The organism is Aquimarina aggregata (assembly GCF_001632745.1).
Classification (GTDB): domain Bacteria; phylum Bacteroidota; class Bacteroidia; order Flavobacteriales; family Flavobacteriaceae; genus Aquimarina; species Aquimarina aggregata.
On sequence record NZ_LQRT01000046.1, the window covers coordinates 223,694 to 237,589 of the forward strand.

The 13,896-nt window shown below is 32.3% G+C and carries 11 protein-coding genes; all 11 read left to right on the top strand.

All coding sequences use genetic code 11. From position 1 onward, the window contains the following. The first annotated feature begins 5 nt into the window (after nt 1–5). The 11 genes from AWE51_RS21895 (at nt 6) to AWE51_RS21945 (ending at nt 13,851) form a co-directional block, all read left to right on the top strand. A complete protein-coding gene (locus AWE51_RS21895) occupies nt 6–1,127 on the top strand; it encodes a GAF domain-containing protein (RefSeq protein WP_066318270.1) in 1,122 nt (373 codons plus the stop codon). Nucleotides 1,128–1,284: 157 nt separating this feature from the next. Then, nucleotides 1,285–1,860 (top strand): YdeI/OmpD-associated family protein, encoded by a 576-nt coding sequence (locus AWE51_RS21900; RefSeq protein WP_066318273.1) that lies wholly within the window; start codon nt 1,285–1,287, stop codon nt 1,858–1,860. A gap of 267 nt (nt 1,861–2,127) precedes the next feature. Then, nucleotides 2,128–5,436, top strand: coding sequence for an amidohydrolase family protein (locus AWE51_RS21905; RefSeq protein ID WP_066318277.1), 3,309 nt, complete (start codon nt 2,128–2,130; stop codon nt 5,434–5,436). Between the two features lie 17 nt (nt 5,437–5,453). Then, nucleotides 5,454–6,527: a proline iminopeptidase-family hydrolase gene (locus AWE51_RS21910; protein WP_066318280.1), complete on the top strand. Its 1,074-nt coding sequence runs from the start codon at nt 5,454–5,456 to the stop codon at nt 6,525–6,527. 27 nt (nt 6,528–6,554) lie between these two features. Continuing rightward, nucleotides 6,555–7,976: an amidohydrolase family protein gene (locus AWE51_RS21915; protein ID WP_066318282.1), complete on the top strand. Its 1,422-nt coding sequence runs from the start codon at nt 6,555–6,557 to the stop codon at nt 7,974–7,976. A gap of 11 nt (nt 7,977–7,987) precedes the next feature. Beyond that, nucleotides 7,988–9,364, top strand: coding sequence for an amidohydrolase family protein (locus AWE51_RS21920; protein WP_066318285.1), 1,377 nt, complete (start codon nt 7,988–7,990; stop codon nt 9,362–9,364). An 8-nt stretch (nt 9,365–9,372) separates the two neighbouring features. Then, complete coding sequence (locus tag AWE51_RS21925; protein WP_066318288.1) at nt 9,373–10,884, top strand: S10 family peptidase; 1,512 nt, start codon at nt 9,373–9,375, stop codon at nt 10,882–10,884. Between the two features lie 101 nt (nt 10,885–10,985). Further along, complete coding sequence (locus AWE51_RS21930; RefSeq protein WP_066318291.1) at nt 10,986–11,450, top strand: DUF3291 domain-containing protein; 465 nt, start codon at nt 10,986–10,988, stop codon at nt 11,448–11,450. A gap of 17 nt (nt 11,451–11,467) precedes the next feature. Then, nucleotides 11,468–12,055: a hypothetical protein gene (locus AWE51_RS21935; protein ID WP_066318294.1), complete on the top strand. Its 588-nt coding sequence runs from the start codon at nt 11,468–11,470 to the stop codon at nt 12,053–12,055. Between the two features lie 50 nt (nt 12,056–12,105). Further along, the gene (locus AWE51_RS21940; protein WP_157766194.1) at nt 12,106–12,762 is read left to right on the top strand and encodes a DUF2490 domain-containing protein; all 657 of its coding nucleotides are present in this window, start codon (nt 12,106–12,108) and stop codon (nt 12,760–12,762) included. A 78-nt stretch (nt 12,763–12,840) separates the two neighbouring features. Then, complete coding sequence (locus AWE51_RS21945) at nt 12,841–13,851, top strand: pirin family protein (RefSeq protein ID WP_066318297.1); 1,011 nt, start codon at nt 12,841–12,843, stop codon at nt 13,849–13,851. Nucleotides 13,852–13,896: the final 45 nt, after the last annotated feature.

The following is a 13,896-nucleotide window of genomic DNA, read 5'->3' on the forward strand; positions in this document are numbered from 1 at the left end:
TGATTATGGTAAATGAACAAAGTAGACTACAAGATTTAGAAGAGTACCATATTATGGATACTCCTCCAGAGAAAGAATTAAATGACCTTGCTGAAATTGCATCTGCTCTTTGTGATACTCCAATATCACTTATATCATTATTAGATAATAAACGACAGTGGTTTAAAGCAGTTAAAGGGCTAACTGTAAAAGAAACACCTATTAAAGATGCTTTTTGCCGATTTGCTTTACATAATGCAGATGAAGTTTTAGTAGTCGAAGATTCTTTACTTGATGATCGTTTTAGAGAAAATCTTTTGGTAATTGGTGATCCAAATATACGTTTTTATGCAGGTGCTCCTTTAAAAACGCCTAACGGAAATGTGCTAGGAACATTGTGCATTATTGATCGCAAACCTAGGTTTATGTCAAAAAACCAAAAAAAAGCTTTGAAACTTTTGGCAAGTAGAGTAATGGATTTTCTTACTACTCGAAAAATAATGATTCAACAAGCTCATAAGATTGAGTTTAATCGTAAGAGGTTAAAAAAATTAACTGATCAAGTGCCTGGTATCATTTTTCAATTTGAAATGACCCCAGAAAAAGAAATGTCATTTTCATTTGTAAGCAAAGGTGTAGAACAAATGAATTCTGGATTAAACACTAATGAAATTTTAAAAAACCCTAGTGTTTTATTCAACAGCATTTACGAACAGGATTTGTCACTTGTAGAAAATAGTATTTTGAAATCATATTCTAATATGTCATTATGGGAAACAGAGTTTAGAGTAGTACTTTCCAGCAATTCAAAACCCTTATGGTATAAGGGTACTGCAAAGCCTGAATCACAAAAAAATGGTAACGTAATATGGTATGGTATTATTCAAGATATTTCTTATCAGAAAGAATACGAAAAAACCATAGAACAAATTTCTTTCGATATTTCACATGTACTACGCAAACCTATTTGCACTATGCTTGGTTTAACTACATTAATTGAAAATGAAGAAATTAATGAAGAATTATTAAAAAAGTATTCTAAATACATTAGAGTTGTATCTGATGAACTGGATAACTTTACAAAAACTCTAAATGAGACCTATGCTAAGAAAAAAAAGAGAGCATACAGCAAATCACAAATTAACTAATTTTTCTTTCGTATAAGTTTATCGTATCGCTACTGTATACAATCTTCTCGTAAACCACAAAATTATAACCATTCACTATTCGAGTATAACATCTCACTTTTAAAATAAACTAAAATATGTACCTTGGTATAATTACATATTATAACAAGGAATTTTTATGATGGATAAGCCAGAGTTTTATTTTAAAAATGATCAAGAATGGCGTTCTTGGCTTCATGATAATCACCAATCATCAAATGGTATTTATCTTATTTTTTATAACGTACAAAGCAAAAAACCCAGTATGCGCTGGGAAGAAGCTGTAAAAGTAGCCCTTTGTTATGGGTGGATCGATTCTACAGTTAAAAAGTTAGATCACGAGAGACGCAGACAATATTTTTGTCCTCGTAAACCTAAAAGTGTTTGGAGTAAAGTAAACAAAGATTACATTATTGATTTACTCAAAAGTAATCTTATGCACCAAAGTGGTTTATTAAGTATAGAAACCGCCAAAAAGAATGGATCTTGGATAGCGCTTGATGATGTTGAAAAAGGCATAATTCCTAAAGATTTAAAACTTGCTTTTGATGCAAACCCAAAAGCTTTTAGGAATTATCAAAATTTTGCCCCAAGTTATCGTAAACATTACCTGTATTGGATCAACCAAGCCAAAAGACAAGAAACGAGAGACAAACGAATTCTAGAAATCATTAAATATTGTACCGCAAACATAAAGTCAAGAGGAAATCGGTGATTCTACTCTTAAATTTAATAACACAATGATTCTTTATTCTTTTCCCTTTGATTAAAAAAGCCGTAAACATTATGCAAAACCTATACTATAATACTCAACGTATCTTTCGTTATAAAAAATCATATGATTTCTAAAAAAACATCATTAGATTATTATACGACTTATTATACACATGTGATCCATGATATATTACACTTATGCCTTAACAACACTTTAAGATAAATTACTCTGTAATTCGTTATTTTCGAAGCATATAAATTACACATCATGCACAAACACATCATCACATCCCTAATTCTGGGATTATTTATCATTACCTCTACACAAGCACAAAAAAATAAAAAAAACGAAAAAGAAGACGAAAAATGGAATGTTTCTAATCCCAATGGAGAATTTAACTACAAAAATCATGCTTTCTCTACTACAGAAGGAACTTGGATGAATCTGGATGTTAGTCCAGATGGCAAAACTATTGTCTTTGACCTTTTGGGTGATATTTATAGTATCCCTATTTCTGGTGGAAATGCAAAAGTATTACGCTCCGGTATCCCTTTTGAAGTACAACCACGCTTTAGTCCTGATGGAAAAAAAATATCTTTTACAAGTGATGCTGGTGGTGGTGATAATATCTGGGTAATGAATATTGATGGTAGTAACCCTAAACAACTTACTAAAGAAAAATTTAGATTGCTAAATAATGCAACGTGGATGCCCGACTCAAATTATCTAGTTGCACGAAAACACTTTACATCTCAACGTTCTTTAGGTGCAGGAGAAATGTGGCAGTATCATATTACAGGAGGTGACGGACTTCAATTAACAAAAAGAAAAAATGATCAGCAAGATGTTAATGAACCTTCAATTTCTAATGATGGAAAATATTTATACTATAGTGAAGACATGTACCCCGGAGGCTTTTTTCAGTATAACAAAGATGCCAATAAACAAATTTATGCGATTAAAAGATACAATTTTGAAAATGGTAAAACTAGTACTATCACAGGTGGTCCCGGCGGTGCATCTCGACCTGAAGTATCAAGAGATGGAAAAAAATTAGCATTCATCAAAAGAGTACGCACCAAATCCGTATTGTATGTACACGACCTTGAAACTGGCGAAGAATGGCCGATCTATGATAATTTAAATAAAGATCAACAACAAGCTTGGGCCATTTTTGGAACGTATCCAAATTTTAGTTGGATGCCCAATAACAATGAAATTATCTTTTGGTCCGGGGGAAAAATTAATAAAATAAACGTAGATACTAAAACAAGTACAGACATACCATTTAAAGTAGATGCAAATATAAAAATTGCAGAAACTATTCATTATAATTCACCTGTTGCTCCAGATACATTTACTTCAAAAGTAATCAGAAATGTAGTTACTTCTCCTGATGGAAAAACTATTGTATTTAGTGCATTGGGGCAGTTATGGAGTAAAACATTACCCAAAGGAAAACCACAACGTTTAACCAACCAAAGTAAATATTTCGAATTTGAACCTAGTTTTTCTAACGATGGTAGACATATAGTTTTTGTTACCTGGAATGATGAAGAATTAGGCTCGGTAAGTAAAATACCTAGTACTGGCGGTACAGCAACCAAACTTACAACCGAAAAAGGTATCTATAGAACTCCAAAATTTAGTACATCCAATACTTCTATCGTATATAGAAAAGAAAATGGAAATAGCGATCAAGGTTTAAGTTTTACAAAAAACACTGGTATTTACACCATGTTGTCCTCTGGATCAAACCCTAAACTTGTTATAGAAGAAGGAGAATATCCGACCTTTTCTAAAGATGGAAAACGCATATTTTATCAGACCGGTGGAACATACTTTGGGAGTCTTACTAAAGAATTGAAATCGGTTGATCTAAATGGAAAGGACAAAAGAATTCATGTTAAATCTAAATATGCTAACCGACTAGTAATTAGCCCAGATAATAAATGGATTGCTTTTACCAATCTTCATAAAGCATTTATTGCTCCCTTGGTTTTAAATGGAAAAGAAATCAACCTTGATAACAAGTCCAAAACCGTTCCTGTATCTCAAGTTTCAAAGGACGCAGGTGTAAACCTTCATTGGTCCAGAGATAGCAAAAAAATATTTTGGACGTTAGGTGATGAATATTTCACTAACAATATTAAAGATAGATTTACATTTTTACCAAACTCACCAGAAAAAGTTGGAGAAATTACTACTGCAGGTATCAAAATTGATCTTGTTGTGAAAACCGATACTCCAGAAGGCAAAATTGCATTTACAAATGCTCGAATAATCACTATGGAAGGAGACCAGGTTATTGAAGAAGGGACAATCATTATTAATAAAAATAGAATAGAAAAGATAGGCAAAGTCAATGAAATAAATGTCCCAGCAGATGCAAAAGTATATGATGTAAAAGGAAAAACAATTATGCCAGGAATTGTAGATGCACATGCTCATGTTGGAGGTTTTAGATATGGATTAACAACTCAAAAACATTGGCAGTTATATGCTAATTTGGCTTTTGGTGTTACTACAGCTCATGATCCTTCTGCTAATACAGAATCTATTTTTACAATGTCTGAAATGATTAAAAATGGACGTATGGTTGGGCCACGCCTCTACTCTACTGGGATTATATTATATGGTGCCGATGGCGATTTTAAAGCTGTTGTAAATAATTTAGAAGATGCCAGATCATCAATTAGAAGAACTAAGGCATTTGGAGCAAAGTCTGTAAAAAGCTACAATCAACCTCGTAGAGACCAACGTCAACAGGTAATTCAAGCCGCAAGAGAACTACAAATTAACGTTGTGCCAGAAGGGGGTTCTACATTTTACCATAATATGTCTATGATTATGGATGGGCATACGGGTATCGAACACAATATCCCCGTAGCTCCTGTCTATAAAGATGTAAATGAGCTTTGGAAAACAAGTAAAACCGGATATACCCCAACGCTCATTGTAAATTATGGAGGAATGAATGGAGAATATTACTTTTATCAAAAAGACAATGTCTGGGAAAACGAAAAACTTCTAAAATACACTCCAAGATCAATCGTTGATGCTAGATCAAGACATAGAACTATGGTACCAGACGAAGAATATGAAAACGGACATATTTTAGTCTCCAAAACATGTAAGGCATTAACCGATTTAGGTGTTAAAGTTAATTTAGGTGCCCATGGACAATTACAAGGACTTGGTGCACATTGGGAGTTATGGATGTTACATCAAGGAGGTATGACTCCTATTGAAGCGCTACGAGCTGCCACAATTAATGGTGCAGAATATATTGGTGCCGGAGCAGATATTGGTTCTTTAAAAGAAGGAAAATTAGCAGATCTTATTGTTTTGGATAAAAACCCTTTAGAAAACATTAGAAATACCGAAACCGTTAAGTATACCATGGTAAATGGAAGACTGTACGATACTGATTCTATGAACGAAATAGGTAATACTTCTCTAGAAAGATCAAAATTTTGGTGGGAAAACAATAAATACAGTCAAGCATTTCCTTGGCATCAGGAGTCGCAAAGTTTTATGAAACCAGGATGTGGTTGTCATATAGGTCATAATTAAAATCAAAATTTAATATTATGAAACATCTTATATATATACTGACTTGCTCCTTGTTGTTGCAAAGCTGCGTGAACCAAAAAACAGAAAGTCATGAGGTCACCAAAGAAACAAAAGAGGACATTAATTACTTTGATTATACCAATCGAGATGATCAATTTATGGGTGGGATTAAAATGATACCTATTACTACTCCAAAAGGTGAGTTTAAAGTATGGACAAAACGAATAGGTAATAATCCCAAGATTAAAGTTCTGCTGCTGCATGGAGGTCCTGGAATGACTCATGAAATTTATGAATCCTTTGATGGTTATTTTCCACAAGAAGGAATAGAATATTATTACTATGACCAGCTTGGTTCTTATTATAGCGATCAACCAAAAGATAAAAGTCTATGGGATCTTGATCGTTTTGTTGAAGAAGTTGAACAAGTACGCATCGCTTTAGGTTTAAATAAAGATAATTTTTATCTCTATGGGCAATCTTGGGGAGGTATATTAGGGATGCAATATGCACTAAAATATCAGCAAAATCTAAAAGGATTAATTATCTCTAATATGGTCGCTTCTATACCTGATTATCAAAAATATTCTGACGAAGTATTAGCACCACAATTAGATCCTGAAGTCTTAAAAGAGATCATGAGTTATGAAGATAAAGAAGACTATAGCAATGAGCGGTATCTGGATTTAATAGTCCAGAATTACTATACTAAACATATTATTAGAATGCCTGTAGATCAATGGCCCGATCCTATTAATCGAGGCTTCAAACATCTTAATCCCGATGTATATGTAACAATGCAAGGACCAAGTGAATTTGGTATTAAAGGTGATGCTACACTTAAAAATTGGGATGTAAAAGATCAACTTTCTAAAATTACAACACCAACTTTGGCTATTGGTGCTCAGTATGATACAATGAATCCTAAAGAAATGGAATGGATTGCTAATGAAGTACAGAACGGTAGCTATTTACACTGCCCTAATGGTAGTCATTTATCTCAGTTTGATGACCAAAAGATTTTTTTTGAAGGTCTCATTAAATTTATTAAAGATGTAGATAATCAAAACTTTGATCAGGACAATTCTTAAACATAGGTTCTAAATGAAAAAAATATAATGAGAAACTTTCTTTTTACAATACTAACGATAAGCCTACTAAGCTGTTCGCAAAAAGAAAAAGAGCGCTTTGATATTGTTATTTCAAATATCAATCAAATCCAGATTGAAAATGGAGATATTGCTACCAAAACTGTTTTCATATCTAATGGAAAAATCGTAAAAATCACCAATTTTGATAGTATTGAAAATTATGTCGCCGAGCATAAAATTAATGGTAAAGGAAAATTCTTACTCCCGGGTTTTTGGGATAATCATATTCATTTAAGAGGTGGTGAAACCTTAATCGAAGAAAACAAAAGATTATTACCTTTATTTATAGCTAATGGAATTACAAGTGTAAGAGATGCTGGAGGTGATCTTACCACTGAAGTTTTGCAATGGAGAAAAGACATTAAAAACAATTCATTAATAGGCCCTACTATATACACTTCGGGACCAAAACTTGATGGTAAAGATGCTACTTGGGCAGGTTCATTAGTAGTAGAATCTAGTAATGATATAAATTCGGCATTAGATTCATTACAAAAAATACCTTCAGATTTTGTAAAAATATATGATAGCAAAATTTCAAGAGATAATTATTTAGAAATCTTGAAAGAAGCTACAAAAAGAAATATGATTTCCTCTGGTCATATGCCTTTTACAGTAGAACTTAATGAGGCTGTTTTTTCTGGTATTAATGCAATTGAACATTTATACTATGTTTTAAAAGGTTGTTCTTCTAATGAAAAAGAAATAACACAAGCTATTATAAATAAAGAAATCGGTTTTTGGGATTCAATGGAACAATTAATTAACTCCTATGAAGATACTACTGCTCAAAAGACATTTACGTTATTAAAAAATCATGACACCTATGTTGTACCAACACTTCATATAGGTAATGTATTAAGTTATATTGATGAAGTAGATCATACACAAGATCCCTATTTAAAAATTATAGGACCAGGAATTATCGATACTTATAAAGGAAGAATCAATCGTGCTTTAAATGCTTCAAATGAAGCTAAAAAATCTAGAAAAGAATTAAATACTTTTTTTAAAAAACTATCCAAATCATTGAATGACGCTGGTGTTAAATTATTAGCAGGGTCAGATAGTGGTGCTTATAATTCTTATACTTATTCAGGTATTTCATTACATAAAGAACTAGAAGCAATGGTAAATGCTGGCATATCCCCTATTAAAGCCATTCAAGCATCATCTTTAAATGGTTCTAAATATTTAAAAAAAGATAGTCAAACCGGAACAATATCCGTTAATAAAGCATCAGACTTGGTGATTTTAAATTCAAATCCTTTATTAGATATAAAAAGTACTCGTGATATTTATCGAGTAATTAAAGGAAATCAAATATTTGATCCCGTCGTGATTGCAAAGCAATATGATTGCTCAGAATGTTTTATCATCAATCACTAAATAAGTAACCTATGAAAAAGTTTTTATTTATAATTCTTACAATACTTGTAACGTCATGTGCGCAACCACAGAAACAAATTAGTAAAACCGCAATTTTAATTACAGATGCCACTATTATTAATGTCCTTGACGGTTCTTTACAAGAAAAACAGCAAATCGTAATCGATTCTGGTAAAATAAAAAGCATAAGTAACATTGTCGAAAATGCAGATAAGTATACTACTCATATTAATGCATCAGGAAAGTATGTACTTCCTGGACTAGCAGAAATGCATGCACATATACCTCAACCCTCAACAAATAAGGAACGTATAGAAGATGTGTTATTTTTATATCTCTCTAACGGAATTACAACCATTAGAGGAATGTTAGGACATCCAACTCATTTAAAACTTCGTCAAGAAGCAAATACTAATCAAATTGTAAGTCCTAGAATTTTTACTTCTAGTCCATCACTGAATGGAAATTCAATTAAAACTAAAGAAGAAGCAATTACTAAGGTTACCGCTTATAAAAAAGAAGGGTATGATTTTCTGAAAATTCACCCAGGAATTAAACTTGATGTATTTAATCAGGTCGTAAAAACTGCAAAAGATGTAGGTATCCCTTTTTCAGGACACGTACCCGTTGATGTCGGTGTACGCAATGCCTTAAAAAGTAAATATGCGTCTATAGATCATATCGATGGTTTTCTCGAAGGTCTCGTTCCAGAATCTGAAAACGTAAACCCAAACGACAATGGATTTTTTGGTTATAATTTTACTCCATTAGCAGATGAAAGTAAAATTGAAGAATTAGTACAATTAGCAAATTCTAATGAGATTTGGATTGTACCAACACAAAGTCTATATGAAAGATGGTTCGCTCCTATAACAGCTGAAGAACTTCTAAAAGATCCCGAAATGAAATATATGCCTGCCTCTACCTTGCAAAATTGGAAAGAACGTAAAGGACAGTATACAAAGGGCAATCCAAATTTTAACGAACCTCAATGGAAACAGTTTAATAACATTAGAAGAAAGTTGTTAAAACAATTAAATGATAATGGTGGTAGAATATTACTTGGATCTGATGCTCCACAACTATTCAATGTTCCAGGGTTTTCTATTCATCATGAAATCGATGGAATGATAGGTGCGGGATTAACTCCATTACAAATTATCCAATCAGGAACGATAAACCCAGCAAAATTTTTAGGAAAAGAAGATACTTTTGGGCAAATAAAAGTAGGTCTCGATGCAGATATATTGATTCTTAATGCCAACCCCATTGATAACATTAAAGCGTTACAACAAATTAATGGTGTACTCTATAGAGGACAATGGTTATCTAAAAAAACTATTGAATCTAAACTTGAAAAAATTGCTATAGAAGCATCTAAAAACTAGCAACAGCTATGACTACAAATTCAACACAAAACATATTACTTTGGACAATTATGCTGATTCTTTTTGTTCCTCAGAATGGAAAGGCTCAACAAATCAAGGTTCCTAAAGATACTACAATAGTTACCAATCACACTACAAATATAAAAGGGAAAACTATTCCTTATAAAGCAACGGTAGGGTTTCAACCCGTTTGGGATCAAAACAGAAAACAAATAGCCTCATTATCCTATACCTATTATAAAAGAACTGATATAAAAAATGATCAGAACAGACCCCTACTAATCTCTTTTAATGGTGGACCAGGATCTGGTTCGGTTTGGATGCATATTGCATATACAGGGCCTCGAATCCTTAAAATCGATGAAGAAGGTTTTCCTATTCAACCCTACGGTGTTAAATCTAATCCTAATTCTATTTTAGATGTAGCCGATATCGTATTTATTAACCCAGTCAATACTGGTTATTCAAGAATGATAATGGATGCCGAGGGTAAAATGCCCGAAAAAGAAGTTTTCTTTGGAGTAAATGCAGATATAAAATATCTCGCCAGTTGGGTAAATACTTTTGTTACTAGATATAACAGATGGAGATCTCCTAAATATCTTATTGGCGAAAGTTATGGAACCACAAGAGTTTCTGGGTTGGCCTTTGAATTACAAACTAACCATTGGATGTACCTTAACGGTGTTATTTTGGTTTCACCAACTCAAATAGGATTTAAATTTGATGGACCTGTAGAAGTAGCAAATCGTCTACCTTATTTTGCCGCTGCAGCTTGGTATCACAAAATGCTACCTTCAGAATTACAAAGTAAAGATTTATTAGAAGTATTACCCGAAGTAGAACAGTATGCGGTAAATAAACTACTTCCTGCTATTGTAAAAAGTGGATATTTAGATGCTTCAATAGAAGAAGAAGTAATTACAAAAATGGCATATTATTCAGGTTTGTCTAAAAAAACTATAAAACAACATAATCTCGAGGTTCCTAAAAGTTATTTTTGGAAAGATTTACTACGAAATCGTGATGGATTTACTATTGGAAGATTAGATTCTAGGTACAAGGGGATGGATATCAAAGAGGCTGGTGAAATGCCTGATTATAATAGTGAGTTAACCGCTTGGCTTCATGCTTTTACTCCAGCTATTAATTATTACTACACACAAGAATTAAATTTTAAAACGGATCTTAAATATAATATGTTTGGGCCTGTTCGCCCTTGGGATAGAACAGAAAATAACGCAGGAGAAAGCCTAAGAAAAGCAATGGCGATGAATGCTAATTTACATACAATGATTCAATCAGGATATTATGATGGTGCTACCACATATTTTAATGCCAAATATGTAATGTGGCAGCTCAATACTAATCGAAAATTAACAGATCGACTTAGTTTTAAAGGATATCGTAGTGGTCATATGATGTATCTTAGAAACGAAGATTTGATTAAGGCAAATGATGATATTAGAGATTTTATCATAAAATCCTCTACCACTATTAGTAAAGGTTCAAAGTATTAGAGACTTCAAAACATGCTAAAGAATAGCAAATCAAAATTCTTGTTTATTGAAATTCTGTTTATCTTTAAATCAAAAAACACATATCCAACTTAATTAATACTATGCAATTAGCACAAGTAAATATAGCAGAAATGCTAGCGCCAATAGACGATCCTATTATGGCTGATTTTGTAAATAACCTTGATCGAATTAATGAACTTGCCGAAAAAAGTGATGGTTTTGTATGGAGACTTAAAGGTGACGAGGGTAATGCAACAGCAATAACAGTATTTGATAATTTATTCTTGATCATAAATATGTCTGTATGGAAAGATTCAGAGTCATTATTTGATTTTGTATATAAAACAGCACATTCTGATATTTTAAAACGTAAAAAAGAATGGTTTCATAAATTACCGCGGATGCATATGGCATTTTGGTATATCGAAAACGGACATGAACCTACTCCAGAAGAAGCAAAAGAACGTCTTTACTATTTGCAAGAACACGGGGAAACGCCTTATTCTTTTTCTTTTAAAAGCAAGTTTACAGAAACAGATGCTAAAGAATATATTCCGAAAAAATAAGGATATTTACTCACAAAATGGCTTTGACACCAAAGATTATACTACTTTTTTTCTGTCTTGTATATTGTAATTTATTTGGCATACAGGAGCAAATAAAATTTGAAAAAGAACAGCGTATAAAAAAAGTACAAGTACCGCAAAATGCATTGTCATTTATAGACTCTTGTTTTACACAAAAGAAAATAAAATGGTTTGCCGAAAAAAGTCAAGACGGAAAAACATTTGAAGCCAAGGCTAAATATAATAACTACAGATATAGTATCGAATTTGATACATCAGGGAACCTTATTGATATAGAGAAAACGATTCCTTATAAAAGTTTGCCTACAGAGATCAAGACCAAAATTAATCTTAGATTATCTAAAGCTTTCTTGAAACCAAAAATTATTAAAATTCAAGAGCAATGGGTAGGCAATAAAAAAGCACTCCTACAACTAATTAAAAAAGGTAATACATTAGAACAGTATGTTTTAAATTATGAAATAGTACTTAAGGCTAAAAAAAGTGGCGCTTTTAAAATGTTTGAAGTGCTTATCAATACTAACGGAGAAATTATCAAAACGTTAGAAATTATTGAACGTAATACAGATAACTTAGAATTTTAGTAAAAAGGTGTAAGTTAATGAGGAAAACTTTTTATTTATTTTTCTGTATCATGATATATTCATTCTCCTGGTCGCAATCTACGTTTACCTCTGGTTTGTTACCGCGAATAAGAATATCATCTAAGTTAACAAACACTATTAAATGGGTAAACGGTATAGAATCCAGACAACTCTTTACAGATAATACTAAGAAAAACTCCTTTGACTATGTCTTAACAGATATATCTTCTCTAGCATCCTTTAAAATTGGACATAATAGCTCTCTTAATGGTGGGTATTTGTTAAGAATTGAAGATAATCAAGTAACCCATAGAACTATTCAACAGTATAGTTTTGTGTATTCTTATCATGCTATACGAGTAGGCCATAGATTTGTAACCGATCAGACATTTAGTACTACTACTTTACCTAAATATAGAGGTCGTTATAGAGTAACTTTAGAAAAACCACTTAACGGAGATAAAATAAACCCAAATGAGTTCTACATAAAACTAAGTAATGAATATTTGTTTTCATATCAAGACAGTAAATTAGATATTGAACTTAGAGTATTGCCATTTTTAGGTTATGAGCTTAATCTTAAAAACAAGATAGAAGCAGGTATTGATTATCGTCTTAGTAAATTCATAAATTCAGATCCAAAAAACACGCTATGGTTTACAATTAATTGGTTTTATACCATTCAAAATCCTAAGAATAAAAAGTAACTGGATACAAAGGATTAACTCTATTTTATAATGAAGTTTCTAACAAAATATATACATTAGTTATATAAATCAATAACAATGTCAGCAATTATCAAAATAAGACCTTTAGGATTTCCATGGGAAACGAATGATCCTTTTTTATTCTGTGCATATCATGAAGATCAATATCCCAAAGGAAATGGAAAATTAGGTCCAGAAGCTTCGTTAAATGGACGTAATATCGGGCAAGATTTTACACTTAAAGATGGTTGGAGAATGTATCATGGTAGTAAAATCCCTGGATTCCCCGCACATCCCCATAGAGGTTTTGAAACAGTAACTATTGCCCAACATGGACTAGTTGACCATTCGGATTCTCTGGGAGCGGCAGGCAGATTTGGCAATGGTGATGTGCAATGGATGACCGCTGGTAAAGGAGTACAACATTCAGAAATGTTCCCTTTACTTAAAACAGAAGAAGAAAACCCTTTATTACTTTTTCAAATTTGGCTTAACCTTCCAAGGGAGAAAAAAATGGTAGAACCGTATTTCAAAATGCTTTGGAATGAAGACATACCTATCATAAAGTTAACAGATGAAAATCAAAAAGTTATCGAAATTACATTAGTAGCAGGTACACTTAATAACCACATAGCACCAGAACCTGCACCAAATTCATGGGCAGCAAACCCTGAAAATGAAATACTAATATCAACAATAAAAATAGATGCTAATGCAAAATATACTTTTCCTAAAGCTTCTTTAGGAATTAATCGATCTATATACTTTTTCAAAGGAACTGAAATAATGGGCGAAGAATCTACAATCCCTGTTAATCATGAAATTGTTTTGAACGCTAATCAGGAGTTCACGATAAAAAATGGCGATACCACAGCACACCTACTCCTATTACAAGGCAAACCAATAAATGAACCTGTTGTTAAACATGGCCCTTTTGTTATGAATAGTCAAATTGAAATTCGAGAAGCAATACAAGAATACCAACAAACTGAATTCGGAGGATGGCCTTGGCCCGGTTATGATCATGTTCATGATAAACGTAAAGGTCGTTTTGCACTGTACCCTGACGGAACAGAAATTATAAAATGATGTAACTTTTAAAATACGAAAAGAAATAAATTAGCAACATTAGTT

What these genes read in the sequence shown, in the direction of transcription:
- AWE51_RS21900 (WP_066318273.1), top strand. Translation starts at nt 1,285, where the DNA reads ATGATGGATAAGCCAGAGTTTTATTTTAAAAATGATCAAGAATGGCGT.
- AWE51_RS21930 (WP_066318291.1), top strand. Translation starts at nt 10,986, where the DNA reads ATGCAATTAGCACAAGTAAATATAGCAGAAATGCTAGCGCCAATAGAC.
- AWE51_RS21940 (WP_157766194.1), top strand. Translation starts at nt 12,106, where the DNA reads ATGATATATTCATTCTCCTGGTCGCAATCTACGTTTACCTCTGGTTTG.
- AWE51_RS21945 (WP_066318297.1), top strand. Translation starts at nt 12,841, where the DNA reads ATGTCAGCAATTATCAAAATAAGACCTTTAGGATTTCCATGGGAAACG.
- AWE51_RS21895 (WP_066318270.1), top strand. Translation starts at nt 6, where the DNA reads ATGGTAAATGAACAAAGTAGACTACAAGATTTAGAAGAGTACCATATT.
- AWE51_RS21935 (WP_066318294.1), top strand. Translation starts at nt 11,468, where the DNA reads ATGGCTTTGACACCAAAGATTATACTACTTTTTTTCTGTCTTGTATAT.
- AWE51_RS21925 (WP_066318288.1), top strand. Translation starts at nt 9,373, where the DNA reads ATGACTACAAATTCAACACAAAACATATTACTTTGGACAATTATGCTG.
- AWE51_RS21905 (WP_066318277.1), top strand. Translation starts at nt 2,128, where the DNA reads ATGCACAAACACATCATCACATCCCTAATTCTGGGATTATTTATCATT.
- AWE51_RS21920 (WP_066318285.1), top strand. Translation starts at nt 7,988, where the DNA reads ATGAAAAAGTTTTTATTTATAATTCTTACAATACTTGTAACGTCATGT.
- AWE51_RS21910 (WP_066318280.1), top strand. Translation starts at nt 5,454, where the DNA reads ATGAAACATCTTATATATATACTGACTTGCTCCTTGTTGTTGCAAAGC.
- AWE51_RS21915 (WP_066318282.1), top strand. Translation starts at nt 6,555, where the DNA reads ATGAGAAACTTTCTTTTTACAATACTAACGATAAGCCTACTAAGCTGT.